The organism is Noviherbaspirillum autotrophicum (assembly GCF_000818395.1).
Classification (GTDB): domain Bacteria; phylum Pseudomonadota; class Gammaproteobacteria; order Burkholderiales; family Burkholderiaceae_D; genus Noviherbaspirillum; species Noviherbaspirillum autotrophicum.
On record NZ_JWJG01000028.1, the window covers coordinates 3,450,464 to 3,469,414 of the forward strand.

Genomic DNA, 18,951 nt, shown 5'->3' on the forward strand with positions numbered 1-18,951 from the left:
ATATTTCGCCATTTTCGGCGCACCGCGGTGATCGAGAATTGTCAGATCTATAAGATTTGCGAAATGATCTGGGTCAGCTTGGCGGCATAGTGCGGGTCTGTCGCATATCCAGCGCGCTGTAAGCCTTGGGCAAAGCCACTAACGTCACTGACATTGGCTAGTACATTTTCATAGCGCGGATTGGAACGTAACAACCGGGCGTAATCGCGGAAGGAGTCCGCATAGGAATCGTAGGCACGGAATTTCTCGACCCGCCTTTGCGGAACACCATCGACGTATTCAGTCGTGACGGCTTCCACCACCCGGCCCTTCCAGCCGCTCCCAGCTTTGATGTTAAACAGGTTATAACTGTTGCTACCATCGGCTGCCAGAATTTCTTTTTTTCCCCAACCGGTTTCTAGTGCAGCTTGCCCAAGCATGAACTTGGCCGGAATACCGCTAACCCGGCTCGCCTCTTCCGCATGTACCGTCAAGCGCTCCTGAAATGCCTGTACATGAGCCGGCTGGGCACCGCTCGACTTCGAGCCATCCGCCGGCGCCGTCAGATCCGCCGGTTGCCATGCTGCGTACTGACGCGCTTGGACGCTCGATGCCTTGTAATAAGAGCTGGGCGTAGCCTCTGCTTGCCCCCCCACCGAGGCGGACAGCTGACGTACCAGCATGTCGGCCAAGCCGAGGCCTCGTTTGGATAGGTTCTGGCTCAATTGCGTGTCCAGCATCGACGTGTACATGCGGCTCTGTTCATTATCGAACATACCGTCCTGCGGTGAAGCTTCGCGCATGCTTTTCATGATCATGTTCATGAAAAGCGCTTCGAATTGCTTGGCGGCGGTCTTCAGCGCTTCAGGCGCATTGTCATGCGCAGAGCGGCGCAGCGAGTCGAGCCCCTTGGTATCGATTGCAAGATTATCCGAAGGATTGATTCGATTAACCATCGTACTTAGATTACTTCTAGTTCGGCGCGAAGCGATCCTGCCGCTTTCATCGCCTGCAGGATCGCCAACAGATCCTGTGGCGTCGCACCGATGGCGTTAAGCGCCTTGACCACATCGGCCAGCGAGGCGCCGCCCTTCAAGAACAATACCTGCCCCGGCTCCTTCTTGATCTCGATCTGCGAGGTCTGTGCAACCACGGTCTGGCCGCCTGAGAGCGGCGCCGGCTGGCTGATCACCGGTTCAGTATTGATTACCACTTGAAGATTGCCGTGGGAAATCGCGCAACTGTCAAGGGTAACAGCCTGATTCATCACCACCGAGCCCGTCCTGGCATTCAGAATGACCTTGGCTGCGACTTGCGCTGGAGTCACGTTCATGCTCTGCAGCGCGCCCAGGAAAGACACCCGCTCGTCGCTGCCCTGCGGCGCACGTACCCGGATCACTCGGCCATCCTGGGCTGCAGCCGTCTCGGCACCGAAGCGCTGATTAATCGTCTCAACCACCCGGCTGGCGGTAGAAAAGTCGGTATCGTTCAATTCAAGGTACACGAAGTCGCCCTGACCGAGTGCGGTCGGCACTGCACGCTCCACGGTGGCACCACCGGAAATGCGCCCAACGCTCAAGTGGTTAATCTGCGCCTTGCTGCCATTGGCGGCAGCACCGACGCCGCCCACCACTACGTTGCCTTGCGCGATACCGTAAATCTGGCCATCGGCACCTTTCAGGGGCGTCATCAGCAGCGTGCCGCCGCGCAGGCTTTTCGCATTACCCATTGACGACACTGTCACATCGAGCATCTGCCCCGGCTGCGCGAACGGCGGTAGCGACGTTGTGACCACGACCGCAGCGACGTTCTTGAGTTGCAGGCTAACGCCGGCCGGCAGGTTGACGCCCATGTTCTGCAGCATGCTGATCACGCTCTGTACCGTAAACGGTGTCTGCGTCGTTTGGTCGCCGCTGCCGTCCAGGCCCACAACCAAACCGTAACCAATCAACTGGTTCTGACGCACGCCTTGCACGCTGGCGAGGTCTTTTAGACGCTCTGCATGAACGGAGCCCGGCAATGCAAGGCAAAGCGCCGTGAAAGCGGCTGGAATGAGTTCTTTGAAAATGGAGATACTGATTCTCATAACGGCGCAAAGCTCAGGAAGAAGCGCGCGATCTGTGACATGAATTCTGACTTGTCGATCCGGCTATTGGTGCGGTATTCGATACGGGCATCGGCCACCTGGGTGGAGGACACGACATTTCCTGCCCCCACGGTCTGCGGACTAACAACGCCGGAGAAGCGGACAAATTCCACGCCCTTATCGAACGACACCTGCTTTTCACCTGCCACCAGCAGGTTACCGTTCGGGAGCACCTCGGTCACGGTGACCGTGATCGTGCCACTGAAGCTGTTGCTGGACGCCTGTGCGCCCTTCTCTTCGAACTTGTTGGCGCTGGATGCGCCTACGCCAAGATCGGCGACGGTTGCTGCCGGCACTCCAAACAGTTTCGATACGGATGAATCAGTGCTGCCTGTCTTGCTGCCGGAATTCAGTGCATTCTTGCCGGCGCTGGTCTTTTCGTTGATTGCGATAGTCAGGATGTCGCCCACGAGGCGAGCGCGGCGATCTTCGAACACCGGCCGATAGCTTGCCGCCTGAAAAATCGCACCATTGGCAGGAGGGACGGAAGCAGGCTGCTGCGGCCGAGCTGACAGCGGTTGCTGCACAATGGTTTCCGGTACAGTGCCGCAGGCGGCAAGACCCGCAACGGCGGCACAGATCAGAGCAAAAGACGACAGTTTCATTTCAGGCGTTTAATCCGACGTGATTACAGCTGCGCGAGCTTTTGCAGCATCTGGTCGGACGTCGAAATCGCCTTGCTGTTGATCTCATAGGCGCGCTGGGTCTGGATCATGTTGACCATTTCCTCGACCACGTTCACGTTCGAGGTTTCGACATAGCCCTGCACCAGCAAGCCAGAACCGTTGGTGCCCGGCGTATTGGTGTTGGGATTGCCCGACGCAGCCGTTTCAACGTACAGGTTTTCGCCCTTGCTTTCCAGGCCAGCCGGGTTCATGAAAGTTGCCAGCTGGATTGCGCCAATCTGGGTCGGTGTCGGATTGCCCGGCTGCGTAACCGAAACGGTACCGTCGCGGGCGACTGTCACGCTCTGCGCATCCGCCGGAATGGTAATCGCCGGTTGCACCACAAAGCCACTGGAAGTCACTAGCTGGCCCTGGTTGTCGACCTGGAAGGAACCGTCGCGGGTATAAGCTGTCGCACCATCCGGCAGCAGCACCTGGAAGAAGCCGGCGCCCTGGATGGCGATATCCTTGCTGTTGCCGGTCTGTTGCAGGTTACCCTGCGTGAAAATCTTTTCGGTCGCGACGGGACGCACGCCGGTGCCGATTTGCAGGCCCGATGGCAATTGTGTCTGCTGCGAAGATTGGGCGCCCGGCTGACGCATGGTCTGGTACAGCAAATCCTCGAATACTGCGCGCGAACGCTTGAAGCCGCTGGTGCTAACGTTGGCCAGGTTATTGGAGATGACATCCATCTGCGTCTGCTGCGCATCCATGCCGGTTTTGGAAATCCAAAGCGATTTGATCATGTTATCTCCTGAGACCCTAATTCGTTATGCCGCATATGGAAGGGAGCGGCCGCCCATTGTTCATTGATAAGGAAACGATCAACCTAAAGACAGGATTTCGTTTGCCTTGGACTCGTTGCTTTCAGCATTCTTCATCAGGCTCATGTTCAGCTCGAACTGGCGCGCCAGGCTGATCATGCTGACCATCGAATCGATCACGTTGACGTTGCTGCCTTCGAGCGCTCCGCCAATCAGCGTCACGCCGGCATCGGCATCGGCGGGTTCGCCGTCCTTGACGCTGAACAGGCCGTCGTCGCCACGCACCAGCGACTCGGTCGGCGGATTGACCAGCTTGATGCGTCCCACCACCGTAGTCGCGCCTGGCGAGTTCCCTTGAGTGACCGTGGAAATTGTGCCATCCTTCGCGACCGTGACAATCGCATCCGGCGGAATCGTGATCGGTCCGCCGTCACCCAGCACATTCAAGCCGCTCTGCGTCTGCAGCACGCCGTTTTCGTTCAGTTTCAGGCTTCCATGGCGCGTGTATCCTTCCGAACCATCCAGACGCTCCACTGCAATCCAGCCGTCGCCCTGAACAGCGACATCAAGCTCGCGGCCGGTTTGCTGAATCGCCCCGGGGCGAAAATCGGAGCCGACAGTCGCATCGACCACAAAGGTCCGTGTCGGCAATCCATCACCAACGACGGGCACAGCACGAAATGAATCGAGCTGCGCACGAAAGCCGGTCGTGGTCGCATTGGCCAAGTTGTGCGAGGTCGTTGCCTGCTGCTCCAGGATATGCTTAGCGCCGGTCATGGCTGTGTAGATCAGGCGATCCATCTGCTCCCTCCTTCGATTAGGCGCGTTGCCAGTACGGCAGGCGCCTCAATCTTCATGCATCACTTCAGCTCGATTACCTCAGATTGACCAGCGTCTGCATGATCTGGTCTTCGGTCTTGATGGTCTGCGCATTGGCTTGATAGATACGCTGCGCGGTGATCATCGATACCAATTCGGCAGTCAGGTCGACGTTGGACTCTTCAACGGCCGACGACTGTACCGCACCCAAGCCACTGTTACCCGGAGAACTAACTACTGGAGGGCCGGAAACCGCGGTTTCCTCCCATGCATTGTCGCCCTTCGACTGTAGTCCGTTTGGATTGGCAAAGCGCGCCAAAGCGACCTGTCCAAGCACATTCGTCTGGCCGTTGGTATAGCTGCCGACGATCTTTCCGTCTGACGATAGATTAAATGAAACCAGGTTACCGGCCGTGAAACCGTTTTGCTTCTGATCACGCACGCCGAACTCCAACGCATACTGCGTGGTGCCCGAGAAATCAACGTCTACTGACAGCGGAGACGCACCGTTCGTCAGTGTTGCAGTGGCAGTAGGAGTCGCTGGCACATATGACATTGCAACGCCGCCTGTACTGAACGTAATGCTGGACAGTGCAACCGGTGCAGCTGGCGGCGTATAGCCGATCGGCGTGCCGTCGAGAGTCGCATACACATCCCACGTGTTGCCTTGTCCCGCTGCGAGAGGCGCAATGGGGCCGCGGTTGACATAAAAAGTAGACAACACGTGCGAGTTACCAAGGCTGTCGTACACCCCTACGGAAGTCTGATTGCTATAGGTAGTCGGATCGGTAGGGTCGAAGGTAACCGCTCCAGGAACAGGCGCAGCAGGAGGCACTGATGGACGCAGGAGGACGGGCTTGCCTGAGTCCAGGTTCAGATTGACGTCGTAGGTAGTAGTCGGCTGCGGCGCCAAAGCAGTATTGGTGATCGTCAACGGCGCTGGCGCACCATTCGAGATCGTGCCGTTCGGACCGGCCGGATAACCCGTCAATACAGCACCATTGGCATTTTCAATGTTACCGTTCTTATTCAGCTGAAACTGCCCGTTACGCGAATACGAAATCGCACCGTTGTTACTCAAACGAAAAAAACCATCGCCGTTGATTGCGATATCGAGCGGATTGTTGGTGCCGGTGATATTCGCTTGCGTGAACTGCTGCGATACGCGAGCAAGTTTAGTACCAATACCGATTGGGGACGCGCCGCTGCCCACCAGAGAACTCGCATACACGTCGGCGAACTGCGCCTGCGATTTCTTGAAGCCGACGGTGCCGGCGTTGGCAACGTTGTTGCCGATTGTTTCCATGGTCTTTGATGCAGCATTCAAACCGCTCAAACCTTGTTGAAAAGCCATGTCATTCTCCCTTGGTGTTCTGCTGCTGATGGATCAAAGAATCTGCCGGACGTCCGCCAAATTGAGGGTGCCCATGCCGTTGACGTTGAGCTTGACGCCCTTGGCATCGGTCGAAACGGTATCGACCAGGCCGAATTGCAATGCGGTCGCCGTCACCTTGGCATCATTGTTGGTGGCTGCGACTTCGAATGTGTAACGACCGTCTGCAACGGCGCTACCGTCTTCTGCCTTGCCGTTCCAGGTCAGCGGCAGCGAGCCTGCCTTCTGCGCGCCGAGTTCCAGCTTACGCACCTCCTGACCGGAAGCGTCGCGTATCGTCACGCTGACTTTGGTGGCTGAATCGGCCAGCTCGACGCCCATCAGCGCACTGCCCTTTACAAGGTCGATTTTCGAGCCAGCCGACAGCACACCATGGCCGATCATGCTCACCGCCTGCAGCGTCTGGTTGGCCTGATAGCCAGCCATCATGGTCGCCATCGTGTCATTGAGCTTGTTGATCCCGGAAACCGTCGACAGCTGCGCGAACTGGCTCGTCACTTGCGCATTATCGAGCGGATTCATCGGATCCTGGTTCTTCATCTGTGTCACCAGCAGCTTCAGAAAACGATCCTGCGTTTCTTCCACGTCGGTTTTTGATGAAGCGCTCGCCTTTCCGTTCATCGTATCCATCAACGCGCTGGACACGCCACTGTTCTGTACCGTACTCACCATCGTACTTCCCTTTCTTACTGACCGAGGGCCAGCGTCTTCAACAGCATGTTTTTGGCGGTGTTCATGGTTTCCGCATTGGTCTGATAGGAACGCGATGCCGAGATCATGTTGACCATTTCCTCCACCACGTTCACGTTGGGCATCGCGACATAGCCCTTTTCGTCAGCCTGCGGATGCTTCGGGTCATACACCATCTTCAACGGCGAGGCATCCTCGATCACCTGCTGCACCTTGACGCCGGTCGCGGCCGCATTCTCGGTCGGTACGGCGGAAAACACCACTTGTTTCGCGCGATAGGTCTTGCCATCGGCGCTGGTCGCGCTGTCGGCGTTGGCGATATTGCTCGACACGACGTTGAGGCGCTGCCCCTGCGCGCTCATCGCGGAACCGGCAACATTAAAGATATTAAATAGCGACATAACTATTGTCCCTGGATGGCGGTCAGCAGATTCTTGATCTGATGCGAGATCATGGTCAACCCAGCCTCGTAGCGGATTGCGTTGTCGGTGAACTGGTTACGTTCCACGTCCATATCGACCGTATTGCCGTCCACCGCGCCCTGCGTCGGCTGCCGATACTGCGGCGTCAGGCCGCCGATGGTTGGCTGCCCTTGAACCGAAAGATGGGCGGAGGCAGTCTTGACCAGCTCGCCCTGCGCCGGCGCATTGCCGCGCGCTAGCGCGCCCTGCAGCGCCTTGCTAAAATCGACGTCCCGCGCCTTGTAATTGGGCGTGTCCGCATTCGCGATATTTGACGCCAGCAACTGCTGCCGCTGAGCCCGCAAGCTGAGAGCCGTTTCATGGAAGCGTAACGCTTCGTCAAGTTTTCCGATCATCGCCTTCTCCCGGGTATATCGACGCGAAATCCGGCACGGTAAGCCGCCACTCGCCCGATAGGTGGATTTGTGTAATCTCGATCATACGGACGCCCTTGGCAAGCCGATCACACGATAAGACTGCAAAATTCCGCCCTATTCGACCCTTTGCGCGGCCCCATCGCGCTTACCATGACGCTGGATCCAAACTCGAACCGCAATGAACCGCTATCGCCAAGCCCTCCTCACTCTGCTGACGCTGCCATTTTGGCAATACGCGTACGCACAGGATCCCGGCCCGCGCCAGCAGCATGCTGCCCTGCGCGACATGATCGAACAATTTCTTCACACCCAGGCCGCAGGCTTGCCAGGCAATGCCAGCATCTCGGTAGGCGCAATCGATCCACGATTAAATCTCGCCGCCTGCCCTTCACCCGAAGCCTTTTTCCCGGCTGGCAGCCGTGCTTGGGGCCGGACCACCGTGGGCGTGCGCTGTACGGCGCCGGCCAGCTGGACGATTTATGTGCCGGCGACGGTGCGCGTTCATGGCGATTACTTTGTTGCGGCGGCGCCACTGGCCCAGGGGCAGACCATCGGTCAGAACGACATCCGCAAGGTAAAAGGCGACCTGACAACGCAGCCCGCCGGCGTCATTACTGACGCCTCGCAAGCGATCGGTCGCAGTCTCGCCATTTCAGCACCGGCTGGCGCTGCATTGCGCCAGGACACGCTGCGCGCGCAGCAGGCGATCCAGCAGGGACAGACAGTACGGATCACGACGAATGGCCCTGGCTTTCGCGTCAGCGCAGAAGCGAGGGCGCTGACCAATGCAAACGAAGGCCAGGTGGTGCAGGCGCGTACCGCGTCAGGACAGGTTGTGAGCGGTGTAGCCCGGATGGGCGGGATCGTCGAAGTAACATACTGATACAAACACAATAAAATTGGGCTGCAAAAGTACCGCATTGGGCACTAAAGTTTGCGGTAATATCGCCGATATAGAGGCAGACAGCGGCGATAAGCCCGGACAAAACGAGGAACTGTGATGAAAATTTCTGACTCGCTCAACAAAGCCAACGGTTTAGGTGTGGCTGCGCCCAAGGCACGCGCCGCAAAGGCAGAGGACAAGGCAGGCGCGGACAAGATCGCGTCCGACAGCGTCACCATCTCGTCTGAAGCACAGGCGCTGTCGAGCCAAAACTCCGGCAATCAGGTGTTCGATTCGAAAAAAGTGGAAGAAATCAAGGCTGCGATTGCCAGCGGCCGCTTCCAGGTCGATGCGGGCAAGATCGCCGATGGGCTGATCGACACCGTCAAAGACTTGATTTCGGCTAGAAAAGGGTAATTGATATCATGCACGCCTCCGGCACCAGCCCTGCGCACGGACTCGACGAAGAGCAGCAGGCCGCCAACAGCCTGCTGCAACTGCTCCAGCAAGAGCAGGCAGCCCTCGTCAATGCCGACGTGGACGGCTTGATCAAGCTGACTGGTGAAAAGGCGAAGCTCGCGGCGCAGATGACGCAACTGGCGAAACGCCGCCACAAAGCGCTGGCCGCCGCCGGGTTCGACGCGACCGAGGCCGGCATGCAATCCTGGCTGGGCAGCTCCGGAGCCACCACTGCCGATAACAAGGTCTGGACCGACCTGCTGGCGGTGATGCAAGCGGCCAAGGAGCACAATCGCGTCAACGGCCTGCTGATCAGCCAGCACATGACGCGCAATCAAAACGCGCTCAACGTATTGCAGGGCAACGCCCAGGGCGGCCCCATTTATGGTCCGGACGGACAAGCGACCACCAAGATCGGCAGCCGCCGCCTGGTCGTTGGCTGACGCCGCAGGCCCTCTGTCGCCCCACCTTATCGAAAGCTCCCCCTTATTGCACCGGCGCCGTGGCAAGCGGCACTTCCGTTACGTGCTCTGGCAGGCTTGAAAGAATAATCACCGTTACCCGTCGATTGCGCTGCCGGCCTTCGGTGGTATCGTTGCTGTCGACCGGTTGCGTATCCCCCCTGCCGACTGCGGTCAGCCGGTTCTGCGTGACACCACTCTCGGCAAATAGACGCACGACGCTGCTTGCGCGTACCGACGACAGCTCCCAATTGGATGGAAAAGCAGAATTCCGGATCGGCACGCTATCGGTGTGACCTTCGACCTGAATCGCGTGGTCGTCGCTCTTGAGCACGGACGCTACCGCCTTGAGCACTTCGCCGGTATCGTCGCCCAGCCTGGCCTCGCCCGGCGCAAACAGCACGCTTGCATTAATCTCGACGCGTACGCCGCGCGGGCTTTGCGTCACTCGCACCTTCCCCTGGCTGACCAGCGGCGCGAGCGACTTCTGGATATCGCGCGCCATGTGCGTCATCTGCTCCCGCTCGCGCCGCAAGGCTTCGGCATTGCGGCGCTGTTGCGCCGCCTTGGGGATGCTTGGCGCATTAAGCTGCTGCGCATTGTCGCTCGCCGGAATAACCGGCGTACTCTTGAAGGCGCCAACCAGAGAACTGGCAACGGACCGGTACTTTCCCTCGTTGACCGAGGAGATCGCATACATCACAACAAAGAATGCGAACAGCAGCGTGATGAAATCGGCATACGATACCATCCAGCGATCATGGTTATCGTGCTCTTCTTCGTATTTTTTTCGAGGCATTAGCGATATGCGGCCAGGCGCTCCTGGATCACGCGAGGGTTGTCGCCGCTGGCGATACTGGAAAACACCTCGGCCAGCATTTCGCGCCTCGCCACTTCGCGTGAAATGATAGTCTTGAGCTTGTTGGCAATTGGCAGAAATACCAGATTGGCGAGGCCGACACCGTAAATCGTTGCAACAAAGGCAACCGCGATGCCGCTGCCAAGCTTGCTTGGATCGGCGAGGTTTTCCATTACATGGATCAGGCCGAGTACCGCGCCGAGGATGCCAATGGTCGGCGCATAGCCCCCGGCGGCTTCCCATATCTTTGCAGCCTGGCGCTCACCGCGCTCATAGGAAGAAATATCGATGTCGAGGATTTCCCGGATCTTCGCTGGCTCCAGCCCGTCCACCATCAGGCGCAGCGCAGTCGCCATGAACGGGTCCTGTACCGACGGCAGGTCTCGCTCCAGGCTGAGCAGCCCCTCGCGCCGTGCGGTAGCACTCCATGCCATGATCTCCATCGTTTCTGCCGCCGAATTGTCCTGTGGCGGAGAAAACACCCAGCGAGCCATTTTCACGCCGCGCATAAATACCTGCATACCGCTTTGCAGCAGTACCGCCCCGCAAGTGCCAACCACCACCACCGCGCCAGCGGCAGGCTGAAGCAGCGACGCGAGATGCCCTCCTTCGAGCAGCTGCCCCGACAGAATGCCCGCCAGCGCGATCACCAGCCCCGCTACGCTTGCCCAGTCCACGCCTGCTCCTTCAGCTTTGCGCGCAGGCGCGCCATTGCCTGACTGTGTAACTGGCACACGCGCGATTCCGACACGCCCATCACGGCACCGATCTCTTTCAGATTCAACTCCTGCTCGTAGTAGAGCCCAAGCAGTATTTTCTCGCGCTCCGGCAAGGCCTCGATCGCTTCGATGATCGCACTGCGAAAGGCGCCATCGAGCAGCGCGCGCAACGGATCGCCCTCTTCGTCAATTACATGACGATCGAGGAAATTTTCATTTCCCTCGGTGTCGTGGAAGTCTTCGTAATAGATCAGCTGGTGGCCGCTGCCGTCGCTTAGCATGTCCTGATACTCGGTCAGCGAGATCTTGAGCTCGCCCGCAATCTCGGCCTCGCCCGGCGGCCGTCCCAGCCGCTGCTGCAACGTATTGATGGCAACCTCGATCTTGCGCATGTTCTGGCGTATGCTGCGCGGCAGCCAATCGCTGCTGCGCAGCTCGTCCAGCATGGCGCCGCGTATGCGCTGCACGGCATAAGTCTCGAACTGCGCGCCATGCGTGTCTTCATAACGGTTGATGGCATCGAGCAAGCCCATCATGCCGGCCTGGATCAAGTCGTCAACCTCGACGCTCGGCGGCAGCTTCGCCATCATCTGATGCGCCAGCCGCTTCACCAGCGATGCATGGCTCGCCAGCAAGGCGTTCTTGTCTTTTTTTCCACTAACGGTGTACATGTAAAAGCCTGTTATGCATAGTCGCGCCCTGTGAACGGAAAATCAGCGGAGCGCGGCAGCGCCTCAGAAATTGGCGCCGCTGGCAGATAAATCATGCAGCTCTCCGATGGCGACCTCCGACGGCGCGAACTTCCCGGCCAGGCGCCGGAACGCCACAGACGCACCGGCGAGAGGAAAGGCATCGACCACGGAGCGCCGCAGGCGCGCCGCGCGCGACAAGTGCTCGTCGGCCGGCACCGAGCCCATCGAACAGAGCTTGACGGCGAGATAGCGGTTGGCGGCCTGCGCCATGTTCTGGTACACCACCTGCGCTTCCTTTTCCGAGGCACCGGTCACCAGCACGCCGCAGGGACGCCGTCCCAACTGGTTATTAAGGCGCTTGATGATGGCATATGCCGAAGTGATCGATTCCGGGCTGGTCGACACCTGCACCACGATCTCGCCATTGGCCAGAGCCGGCAGCGGAAAGCTGTCATCGCTGCCCAGCTCCGCGTCCACCACCACGATATCCGCCTGTGCCGCCACCATATCGAAGACATTCGACAGGCGCTGCACCTGCTTCGGCTCGCGGATTGCCGCGCGCTGGCTGCCGCGCATGAGTGCAGCCACGCCAAAGCCTTCCGGCACCGACTGCACCACCTCATCCAGCGCGCGCTCCTGCGCCGCCACCTGCTGAAGCGTCGCGCCATTCGCCTGCAGCCGCGCGGAGACACCTTCCGATGACGTGCAGGCATCGAGCACCAGCACGTCGCTGCCGGTTTGCGCGAGCGAAGCTGCCAGATTGACCAGCATCGCACCCTTTTCCTCGCCCGAAGTCGCCGACAGGAAGGTATAAATCCGCGTCCTGGCTCCGGCGAGCATGCGCCGCAGCCCTTCGGCCTGATCGAAATTAGCCAACTTTCACCTCGCGCAGGGCCTTGTCGTTCATGCCGCGCGCAGAATTTGCGACGACAAGCGGCAGCTCCTCGTCCTTGAGTTGAAATGCCGCCGTCTCGCGCTTGAGCTTGAATGCGCGGTCGACGAGGTAGTTGCGATTGACCACGTGCAAGTCTTCCGGCACGCGCTGCCCGTTCGCCACGTAATACACCTTCAACTTCTGGCGAATCACCACATCCAGCACATTGCCGATGGTCGCCGCCTCGTCGAGCTTGGTGACGATACAGCCAGCCAGTCCGCCGCCGAGATAGGAGCGCACCACTTCGTTGAGCGTCTCGCCGGTGGCGATCGCCGAAAGGCACAGCAGGCGCTTGACCTCGGTGCCCGCGCCCTGCAGCATCGCGACCTGCTCTGCCACCATCTTGTCGCGCTGGCCGACACCGACCGTGTCGATCAACACGATGTGCTTGTTCTTGAGCTCGTCGAGGGCGATACGCAGATCGGTTTCATCCTTCACCGAATGGACCATCACGCCAAGGATCTTGCCGTAAATGCGCAACTGTTCGTAGGCGCCGATACGATAGCCGTCGGTCGTGATCAGGGCCAGCTGCCCGGCGCCGTGCTTCATTACGCAGCGCGCCGCCAGCTTGGCGGTAGTCGTGGTCTTGCCGACACCAGTCGGGCCGACCAGCGCATACACGCCGCCTTTTTCCAGCAGGTCGCGTTCGTTGTCCATCACCGGCAGGTTGCGGCCCAATACCATCCTGATCCAGTTCATCGCCTCTTCCGGCTTTTCCGACGCTGGCAGCTTCTCGGCCAGCAGGCGCGACAGGCTGGCGGAAAATCCTGCCGACAGCATCTCGCGCAAGGCCATGGTCTTGTGCGGCGCCCGGTGCTGCTGACCGCTCCAGGCGATTTCCGCCAACTGCTCTTCCAACATGCCGCGCATCGAACGGATCTCGCCCATGACTTCGGTGCGGATCTCGCTCATGACTTCGGCCAGTTCGATGGCAGCCGAATCCTTGATCGGCGCAGGCGCCGCTTCCGCGGCGGCAGCGGGCATTCGCGGCGTTGCAGGTTCAGCTTGCGCCTGCACCGGAGCCTGAGTTGGGGGACGGACTGCGGCTGGCCTGGGAGCGGCGGGCTGCGGCGGCGCGCTCTCGGCACGGTACTTCGGACCGGAAAACGCCGCCAGCGTGGACTCCGATATGGGCTTTCTCTCCACAGCCGGTTCCGCAAGCGAAGACATGTCTTCCATCGGTAACGCCAGAATTTCGACCTTGCCGTCGACCGTGCGATTGGACAGGATCACTGCATCCGGTCCAAGCGCTTCGCGGACGAGGCGCCAGGCCTCACGCGAAGTACTTGCAAGGAATTTTTTGACGTTCATGCTTGCCCTCCAACTAGGCTGGTAACTCTAATAGTCTTTGAATCAGGAAGTTCCGCGTGCGAGAGAACCTTCAATTGCGGCAGCGCCCGGCGCAGGAAGCGCGACAGCGATGCACGCAGCGGCGCCGGCACCAGCAGCACCGGCGTCAGCCCCATCTGTTCCTGCTGGCGTGCCGCCTGCTCGGTCTGCGCCACCAGGGCGTCTGCCAGGCCCGGCTCCATGCCGCCGCCGTCAGGACCGCTCGACTGCATGGCCTGCATCAGTAATCGCTCAAGCTTGCTGTCGAGTGCCATCACCGACAGTTCATTGGTCGCCGGGAAAATCTGCTGGACGATAGCACGGCCCAGCGCGATACGCACCATTGATGTCAGATCCGTTGCATCCTGACTATGCGGCGCATGCTCGGCGAGCGTCTCGATAATGGTGCGCATATCGCGGATATGCACGCCTTCCGACAACAGGTTCTGCAGCACCTTCTGCAGGGTAGCCAGCGGCAGCAGCTTGGGCACCAGGTCTTCGACCAGCTTCGGCGACTCCTTGCCCAGATGATCCAGCAATTGCTGCACTTCCTGACGACCAAGCAGGTCAGCTGCATGCATGGTGATCACGTGATTGAGATGGGTCGCGATGACGGTGCCCGCATCCACAACGGTATAGCCCATTGCCTGTGCCTGTTCGCGCATGCCGTTGTCGATCCAGACCGCGGGCAGGCCGAATGCCGGATCAGTGGTCGCCGCACCCGGCAAGGTTCCGCTCACCATGCCAGGATTAATCGCCAGGAACTGGCCAATATGCGACTCGCCGCTGCCGACTTCCACGCCTTTCAAGGTAATGCGATAGGCCGAGGGCCGCAGCTCCAAGTTGTCACGGATATGCACGGACGGCGGCAGGAAACCGACTTCCTGCGCAAACTTTTTCCGAATGCCCTTGATCCGCCGCAGCAGTTCACCGCCCTGTGCCTTGTCGACCTGCGGAATGAGGCGGTAGCCGACTTCCAGCCCGAGCGTGTCGACCGGGACGATATCCTGCCAAGTCGCCTCTTCCACTTCAGGAGGAGCGACCGCAGCAGCCGGTTCGGGCAGTTGGGTTTCGACCTTGCGGGCGCGCTGGCTCATTGCATGGCCTGCGCCGCCGAGTGCGGCGGCCAGCAGCAGGAAGGCCAGATGAGGCATTCCCGGGATGATGCCCATGCCGCCGATGATGCCGGCCGTGATGTACAGGACTTGCGGCTTGCCGAACAGCTGGCCCATCAATTGGCCGCCGATATCCTGTTCGCTGGCCACGCGCGACACGACGGCACCGGCGGCGAGCGAAATGATCAGGGAGGGAATCTGTGCCACCAGGCCGTCGCCGATTGCCAGCAGCGTGTAATTCTTCAGCGCCTGGGAAAAGTCCAGGTCGTGCTGCACCATGCCGACCACCAGGCCGCCGACGATATTGATGATGGTGACCATGATGCCGGCGACCGCGTCGCCGCGCACGTACTTACTGGCACCGTCCATCGCGCCATAGAATTCTGCTTCCTGGCCTACCTCGGTACGGCGGCGGCGCGCCTCCTGCTCGCCGATCATGCCGGCATTGAGGTCAGCGTCGATCGCCATCTGCTTGCCGGGCATGGCGTCCAGGGCAAAGCGCGCGCCGACTTCGGCGATACGGCCGGCGCCCTTGGTCACGACGACAAAGTTGATGATAGTGAGGATGACGAATACGACAATGCCGACCGCAAAATTCCCGCCGATCAAGAAGTGTCCGAACGCCTCGATCACCTTGCCCGCGGCATCCGGTCCCGCATGCCCCTCGGTCAGCACCACGCGGGTGGAGGCGACGTTGAGCGACAGGCGAAGCATGGTACTCACCAGGAGCACCATCGGGAACGCCATGAAGTCAAGCGGCCTGACCGTGTACAGGCTGGTCAGCAGCACGATGATCGACAGCGCGATATTGAAGCTGAAGAAGATATCGAGGACAAATGCCGGCAGCGGCAAGATCATCATCACCAGGATCATGATGATGAGAATCGGCGCCGCAAGCGCCTTGCTCGATGGCCCGGAAAGCCAGGCCGGCAGTCTCAGGCTGTTCATTGCATCAACCCATTATCTGTTTTCTTTTGCGCGGCCGGATTGAGCGGATCAAGCTGCGCAGGAACATCCAGGTCATCCGGCACGTCAGGCCGTACGCCGCCATTCGTCTTGTACGCGCGCAGCTGGAATACATAGGCCAGCACCTCGGCCACCGCCGTGTACAACCCCTCCGGAATCTCGTCGCCCAGGTCGGTATGGGTGTACAGCGCACGCGCCAGCGGCGGCGCTTCCAGCAACGGTACGTTGTGCTCGGCGGCGAGTTCGCGAATCTTGGCCGCAACCTCGTCGGAACCCTTGGCGACAACCTTGGGCGCGCGCATCTTGCCGTCGGTGTATTTCAGCGCCACGGCATAGTGGGTCGGGTTGGTCACCACGACGTCGGCGGTCGGTACTTCGGCCATCATGCGACGCTTGGCCATCTCGCGTTGCATCTGGCGGATCTTGGCCTTGATATGCGGATCGCCATCCGACTCCTTCGCTTCCTGGCGCACTTCTTCGCGCGTCATTTTCAGCTTGTTGGCGTAATGCCAAAGCTGGTACGGCACATCGATCGCCGCGATAAACACCAGGCTGCCGACGATCGTCAGAAAGCCGGTCAGCATCAGATGGGCAAGGTGCGGCCCTCCCGTCTTCGGCGGATCCATCGTCAGCGCCAGCACCGACTCGATCTGGCTCGAGATGACCAGCCAGGAAACCGTGCCGACCACGAGCGTCTTGACGATCGACTTCAGCAATTCCACTCCGGATTGCGCGGAAACGAGGTTGCTCAAGCCCTTCATGGGATTGAGTCGCCCGAAGTTCGGTTGCAGCGCCTTGCCGCTGAACAGCCAACCGCCGATCAGCAGCGGGGAAATGACCGCGACAATCATCAGCAAGGCGGCAAAGGGGGCAAACCCCACCAGCAGATCGAAAATATCCGCGCCCAGACGCGTGACGAGCAGGTTGAAGTCGAAGGCCTGTTCGCGCTCGAATGACAGGCTCGATACGAGCATGTGATTGATCCGGGCAACGAGGCCGTCGCCCAACATCCAGAAGCCGACGCCCGCGGCGAGCAGAACCGTGCACGTGGCAAGCTCGCGCGAGCGCGGTACATCGCCTTCCTCGCGTGCCTGTTCTAGTCGCCGGGGCGACGCTGGTTCTGTCTTTTCGAGATCGCTGTCTTCGGCCATCACCGACTCCTGTCAAGTCCGCCCGGCGCCAGAATGACGCACTGAGGGACCATCAGGCACGATTATTGGGCAGAAGGCTGCCAGCCTATCGGAGGAACAGGTGTGAAAACCCCTCGCTTTTCGGCGCAGCGAGAGGCTTCGATGGCATGAAGGATTAGAGGTGCAGGCTTTGCGCCCAGGCCAGCGCGGACAAATGCGACTGATTCACCTGTAGCGCGCTGATGCACAACGCGCCGGCCATCGATTCGATATCCGAGGCCGGCGATTCGCACGCCTCGGCCAGCGCGATGAATGGACCATAAATGCCCTCCCTACTGAGCAGGGCTTCCGATACGGCGTCGGAAAGTTGAACTTTTTCCAACACTTCTTCCATCGGAACGCCCAGCAGGCGGTCGAGCAAGGAAAACATCCCGACCACAAACAGGTTTTCCGCCTCCCCCTTGGGCAGGAAGCCCTGACCGAGCAGTTCGGCGAAGCGCCCCCGGATAACAGCCGTCTGCATCAGCACCGGGGAATAACCGGTGGTGGTGGCAGTCGCCATCAGCAGCGCCAGCCAGCGGTACAGCGGGGAATAACCCAGCAACGTCACCGCATGCTTGAGGGATTGGATCTCGCAGCCCAGCCCGAATCCTGCGGAATTAATATAGCGTAGCAGTTTGTAGGAAATGGCGGCATCGTGCTTCAGCACGCTTTCGAGCTGCCGGACGTCTGCGCCTTTTTTAACCATGTCCATCAGTTGCAGGATCATAGTCTGCGCCGGATTAAGTTCCTTGGGGCGGCTGCCTTCGCGTGGCGACAATTGCATCGTGCCGGCAAACGACTGCAACCCCATGGAAGCGCACAGATCGAACTGCGCCCAGTCACCAAGATCGCGCGCGACAAGCTGCACCGCAGGCAAGTCAAGCGCGCGCCACTGCCTTACCTGTTCAGCGAAATCGCTTGCCGCAGCCGATATTTCGACATGCGATAAAAAAGACAGGAGGCTCTTGTCGATCGTTGCCGGATTGGCTTCGCGCAGTGAAATGCAATAGCCCTGCGCACCGCAGGTCTTGAGCGCTGTTACAGCGTCGCCATCCGCCAGCTGCGACGCGCGCACAGCCAGTACGGTACGTTTCTTTGGCAAGCCAGAAAATGCGTTCGCCTTCAGCAAGGCGGCAGGCGCCGCCAGAAACAGCAAATGATCGCCGAGGAGCGTTCCGGACTCCATTTCGCTGATGTGACCAGCAACAAAATCGACCAGCGCGCGCGCTTCCTCCTCGTTCGAATCATTCGTGCGCTGCCAGCCAAGCTCGTAGCCGAGGACCCGCTCCTGAGGATTGAGAAGCGGCTCCCTTACAATGAATTTATCTTCTTGCATGACTTTCTAAAACACCTTTATGCGCGGCCGGAACAACAGCAAGCCGCAGCAATGCAGCCAGCCGGTCAAAATCCCAAACTGTCCAGCAAGTCGTCGACCTGCTCCTGACCGGCAACGACGTCGGGGTTGCCCTCTGGGTTGATCTGCGGGCCGTTCAGCAATCCTGAGCCGGCATCGCGTCGCAATTCCGGCGGTGCGTAATCGATCAGGAGCTGGACCAGTTGCTGTTCGAGGCCATGAGCAAGTTCGGTCACCTTCTTGATCACCTGCCCGGTCAGGTCCTGGAAGTCCTGCGCCATCATGATGGTCAGCAGTTGCTGCTTGGTGTTGCCGGCATCGCTCCTCACCTGCCCCAGGAAGTCGAGGGTCTGCGCGGCCATGGCGCGATAGCGCTCATCCGCATCGGGGCTTTGCAACAGTTCCTGCCATGCCGCCGCCAGCTGCCCGGCACCGGCATCCATGCCCTCCTGCAGCGGAGTGGCAACGTCGGTCGCGTTGAGCACGCGCTGCGCCGCCTGTTCAGTCATCTTTGCGACATAGCTCAGGCGATCCCTGGCCGTCGGCATCTCATGCGCGGCTTTCTCGATGAGCTTGTCGAAGCCAAGCGCACGCAGGTTCTGGTGCAGCGCACGCGTCATCTGGCCGATGCGGGCAAGCACCTCTTCCTGCGTGCCCGCGGCGGCCGGCGGCATGGTAAGGTCGCCTGCGGCCTGCTGGCGCGGATGAACCATG

The 18,951-nt window shown here is 59.9% G+C and carries 21 protein-coding genes; 3 read left to right on the forward strand and 18 right to left on the reverse strand.

What is annotated here, in order from left to right; all coding sequences use genetic code 11:
- Window positions 1-47 precede the first annotated feature (47 nt).
- From flgJ to flgB, 9 genes are all read right to left on the reverse strand, one after another.
- Complete coding sequence (gene flgJ, locus TSA66_RS17275; protein ID WP_040040833.1) at window positions 48-935, reverse strand: flagellar assembly peptidoglycan hydrolase FlgJ; 888 nt, start codon at window positions 933-935, stop codon at window positions 48-50.
- A 5-nt stretch (window positions 936-940) separates the two neighbouring features.
- Entirely contained in the window at window positions 941-2,065 is a 1,125-nt protein-coding gene (locus TSA66_RS17280) for a flagellar basal body P-ring protein FlgI (RefSeq protein WP_040040834.1), read from the reverse strand.
- Window positions 2,062-2,730, reverse strand: a complete 669-nt coding sequence (locus tag TSA66_RS17285) for a flagellar basal body L-ring protein FlgH (RefSeq protein ID WP_040040835.1) — start codon at window positions 2,728-2,730, stop codon at window positions 2,062-2,064. Before TSA66_RS17285 ends, TSA66_RS17280 begins: the two co-directional genes overlap by 4 nt.
- Window positions 2,731-2,753: 23 nt before the next feature.
- The gene (gene flgG / locus TSA66_RS17290; protein WP_040040836.1) at window positions 2,754-3,536 is read right to left on the reverse strand and encodes a flagellar basal-body rod protein FlgG; all 783 of its coding nucleotides are present in this window, start codon (window positions 3,534-3,536) and stop codon (window positions 2,754-2,756) included.
- Between the two features lie 78 nt (window positions 3,537-3,614).
- On the reverse strand, window positions 3,615-4,355 hold the full coding sequence (gene flgF, locus TSA66_RS17295; protein WP_040040837.1) for a flagellar basal-body rod protein FlgF: 741 nt from the start codon (window positions 4,353-4,355) through the stop codon (window positions 3,615-3,617).
- A gap of 73 nt (window positions 4,356-4,428) precedes the next feature.
- Window positions 4,429-5,727 (reverse strand): flagellar hook protein FlgE, encoded by a 1,299-nt coding sequence (gene flgE, locus TSA66_RS17300; RefSeq protein WP_040040838.1) that lies wholly within the window; start codon window positions 5,725-5,727, stop codon window positions 4,429-4,431.
- A gap of 33 nt (window positions 5,728-5,760) precedes the next feature.
- A complete protein-coding gene (locus tag TSA66_RS17305) occupies window positions 5,761-6,438 on the reverse strand; it encodes a flagellar hook assembly protein FlgD (protein ID WP_084199685.1) in 678 nt (225 codons plus the stop codon).
- A 14-nt stretch (window positions 6,439-6,452) separates the two neighbouring features.
- Window positions 6,453-6,857, reverse strand: coding sequence for a flagellar basal body rod protein FlgC (gene flgC, locus TSA66_RS17310; RefSeq protein WP_040040839.1), 405 nt, complete (start codon window positions 6,855-6,857; stop codon window positions 6,453-6,455).
- 2 nt (window positions 6,858-6,859) lie between these two features.
- Complete coding sequence (gene flgB / locus TSA66_RS17315) at window positions 6,860-7,273, reverse strand: flagellar basal body rod protein FlgB (protein WP_040040840.1); 414 nt, start codon at window positions 7,271-7,273, stop codon at window positions 6,860-6,862.
- Between the two features lie 199 nt (window positions 7,274-7,472).
- Here flgB and flgA point away from each other — a divergent pair, with 199 nt between their 5' ends.
- The 3 genes from flgA to TSA66_RS17330 all read left to right on the forward strand — a co-directional run bounded on the left by flgA (window position 7,473) and on the right by TSA66_RS17330 (window position 9,079).
- Window positions 7,473-8,177, forward strand: coding sequence for a flagellar basal body P-ring formation chaperone FlgA (gene flgA, locus TSA66_RS17320; protein ID WP_040040841.1), 705 nt, complete (start codon window positions 7,473-7,475; stop codon window positions 8,175-8,177).
- 117 nt (window positions 8,178-8,294) lie between these two features.
- Window positions 8,295-8,594 (forward strand): flagellar biosynthesis anti-sigma factor FlgM, encoded by a 300-nt coding sequence (gene flgM, locus TSA66_RS17325; protein WP_040040842.1) that lies wholly within the window; start codon window positions 8,295-8,297, stop codon window positions 8,592-8,594.
- Window positions 8,595-8,602: 8 nt separating this feature from the next.
- Window positions 8,603-9,079: a flagella synthesis protein FlgN gene (locus TSA66_RS17330; protein ID WP_040040843.1), complete on the forward strand. Its 477-nt coding sequence runs from the start codon at window positions 8,603-8,605 to the stop codon at window positions 9,077-9,079.
- Between the two features lie 43 nt (window positions 9,080-9,122).
- Here the strand turns inward: TSA66_RS17330 and motD are convergent, their stop codons facing one another.
- The 9 genes from motD to cheZ form a co-directional block, all read right to left on the reverse strand.
- The gene (motD, locus tag TSA66_RS17335) at window positions 9,123-9,896 is read right to left on the reverse strand and encodes a flagellar motor protein MotD (protein ID WP_040040844.1); all 774 of its coding nucleotides are present in this window, start codon (window positions 9,894-9,896) and stop codon (window positions 9,123-9,125) included.
- Window positions 9,896-10,633 carry a flagellar motor protein gene (locus tag TSA66_RS17340; RefSeq protein ID WP_040040845.1) on the reverse strand — a complete coding sequence of 246 codons (738 nt, stop codon included), beginning with the start codon at window positions 10,631-10,633 and terminating at the stop codon, window positions 9,896-9,898. Before TSA66_RS17340 ends, motD begins: the two co-directional genes overlap by 1 nt.
- Window positions 10,615-11,346: an RNA polymerase sigma factor FliA gene (locus TSA66_RS17345; RefSeq protein ID WP_040040846.1), complete on the reverse strand. Its 732-nt coding sequence runs from the start codon at window positions 11,344-11,346 to the stop codon at window positions 10,615-10,617. The genes TSA66_RS17340 and TSA66_RS17345 overlap by 19 nt, the downstream gene beginning before the upstream one ends.
- A gap of 63 nt (window positions 11,347-11,409) precedes the next feature.
- Window positions 11,410-12,243 carry a MinD/ParA family ATP-binding protein gene (locus tag TSA66_RS17350; protein WP_040040847.1) on the reverse strand — a complete coding sequence of 278 codons (834 nt, stop codon included), beginning with the start codon at window positions 12,241-12,243 and terminating at the stop codon, window positions 11,410-11,412.
- A complete protein-coding gene (gene flhF / locus TSA66_RS17355) occupies window positions 12,236-13,612 on the reverse strand; it encodes a flagellar biosynthesis protein FlhF (RefSeq protein ID WP_040040848.1) in 1,377 nt (458 codons plus the stop codon). Before flhF ends, TSA66_RS17350 begins: the two co-directional genes overlap by 8 nt.
- Entirely contained in the window at window positions 13,609-15,693 is a 2,085-nt protein-coding gene (flhA, locus tag TSA66_RS17360; protein ID WP_040040849.1) for a flagellar biosynthesis protein FlhA, read from the reverse strand. The genes flhF and flhA overlap by 4 nt, the downstream gene beginning before the upstream one ends.
- Window positions 15,690-16,862 carry a flagellar biosynthesis protein FlhB gene (gene flhB, locus TSA66_RS17365; protein ID WP_040040850.1) on the reverse strand — a complete coding sequence of 391 codons (1,173 nt, stop codon included), beginning with the start codon at window positions 16,860-16,862 and terminating at the stop codon, window positions 15,690-15,692. Before flhB ends, flhA begins: the two co-directional genes overlap by 4 nt.
- A gap of 154 nt (window positions 16,863-17,016) precedes the next feature.
- A complete protein-coding gene (locus TSA66_RS17370) occupies window positions 17,017-18,219 on the reverse strand; it encodes an EAL and HDOD domain-containing protein (protein ID WP_040040851.1) in 1,203 nt (400 codons plus the stop codon).
- Between the two features lie 65 nt (window positions 18,220-18,284).
- On the reverse strand, window positions 18,285-18,950 hold the full coding sequence (cheZ, locus tag TSA66_RS17375) for a protein phosphatase CheZ (protein ID WP_040040852.1): 666 nt from the start codon (window positions 18,948-18,950) through the stop codon (window positions 18,285-18,287).
- Window position 18,951: the final 1 nt, after the last annotated feature.

What these genes read in the sequence shown, in the direction of transcription:
- flgJ (WP_040040833.1), bottom strand. Translation starts at nt 935, where the DNA reads ATGGTTAATCGAATCAATCCTTCGGATAATCTTGCAATCGATACCAAG.
- TSA66_RS17280 (WP_040040834.1), bottom strand. Translation starts at nt 2,065, where the DNA reads ATGAGAATCAGTATCTCCATTTTCAAAGAACTCATTCCAGCCGCTTTC.
- TSA66_RS17285 (WP_040040835.1), bottom strand. Translation starts at nt 2,730, where the DNA reads ATGAAACTGTCGTCTTTTGCTCTGATCTGTGCCGCCGTTGCGGGTCTT.
- flgG (WP_040040836.1), bottom strand. Translation starts at nt 3,536, where the DNA reads ATGATCAAATCGCTTTGGATTTCCAAAACCGGCATGGATGCGCAGCAG.
- flgF (WP_040040837.1), bottom strand. Translation starts at nt 4,355, where the DNA reads ATGGATCGCCTGATCTACACAGCCATGACCGGCGCTAAGCATATCCTG.
- flgE (WP_040040838.1), bottom strand. Translation starts at nt 5,727, where the DNA reads ATGGCTTTTCAACAAGGTTTGAGCGGTTTGAATGCTGCATCAAAGACC.
- TSA66_RS17305 (WP_084199685.1), bottom strand. Translation starts at nt 6,438, where the DNA reads ATGGTGAGTACGGTACAGAACAGTGGCGTGTCCAGCGCGTTGATGGAT.
- flgC (WP_040040839.1), bottom strand. Translation starts at nt 6,857, where the DNA reads ATGTCGCTATTTAATATCTTTAATGTTGCCGGTTCCGCGATGAGCGCG.
- flgB (WP_040040840.1), bottom strand. Translation starts at nt 7,273, where the DNA reads ATGATCGGAAAACTTGACGAAGCGTTACGCTTCCATGAAACGGCTCTC.
- flgA (WP_040040841.1), top strand. Translation starts at nt 7,473, where the DNA reads ATGAACCGCTATCGCCAAGCCCTCCTCACTCTGCTGACGCTGCCATTT.
- flgM (WP_040040842.1), top strand. Translation starts at nt 8,295, where the DNA reads ATGAAAATTTCTGACTCGCTCAACAAAGCCAACGGTTTAGGTGTGGCT.
- TSA66_RS17330 (WP_040040843.1), top strand. Translation starts at nt 8,603, where the DNA reads ATGCACGCCTCCGGCACCAGCCCTGCGCACGGACTCGACGAAGAGCAG.
- motD (WP_040040844.1), bottom strand. Translation starts at nt 9,896, where the DNA reads ATGCCTCGAAAAAAATACGAAGAAGAGCACGATAACCATGATCGCTGG.
- TSA66_RS17345 (WP_040040846.1), bottom strand. Translation starts at nt 11,346, where the DNA reads ATGTACACCGTTAGTGGAAAAAAAGACAAGAACGCCTTGCTGGCGAGC.
- flhF (WP_040040848.1), bottom strand. Translation starts at nt 13,612, where the DNA reads ATGAACGTCAAAAAATTCCTTGCAAGTACTTCGCGTGAGGCCTGGCGC.
- flhA (WP_040040849.1), bottom strand. Translation starts at nt 15,693, where the DNA reads ATGAACAGCCTGAGACTGCCGGCCTGGCTTTCCGGGCCATCGAGCAAG.
- flhB (WP_040040850.1), bottom strand. Translation starts at nt 16,862, where the DNA reads ATGGCCGAAGACAGCGATCTCGAAAAGACAGAACCAGCGTCGCCCCGG.
- TSA66_RS17370 (WP_040040851.1), bottom strand. Translation starts at nt 18,219, where the DNA reads ATGCAAGAAGATAAATTCATTGTAAGGGAGCCGCTTCTCAATCCTCAG.
- cheZ (WP_040040852.1), bottom strand. Translation starts at nt 18,950, where the DNA reads ATGGTTCATCCGCGCCAGCAGGCCGCAGGCGACCTTACCATGCCGCCG.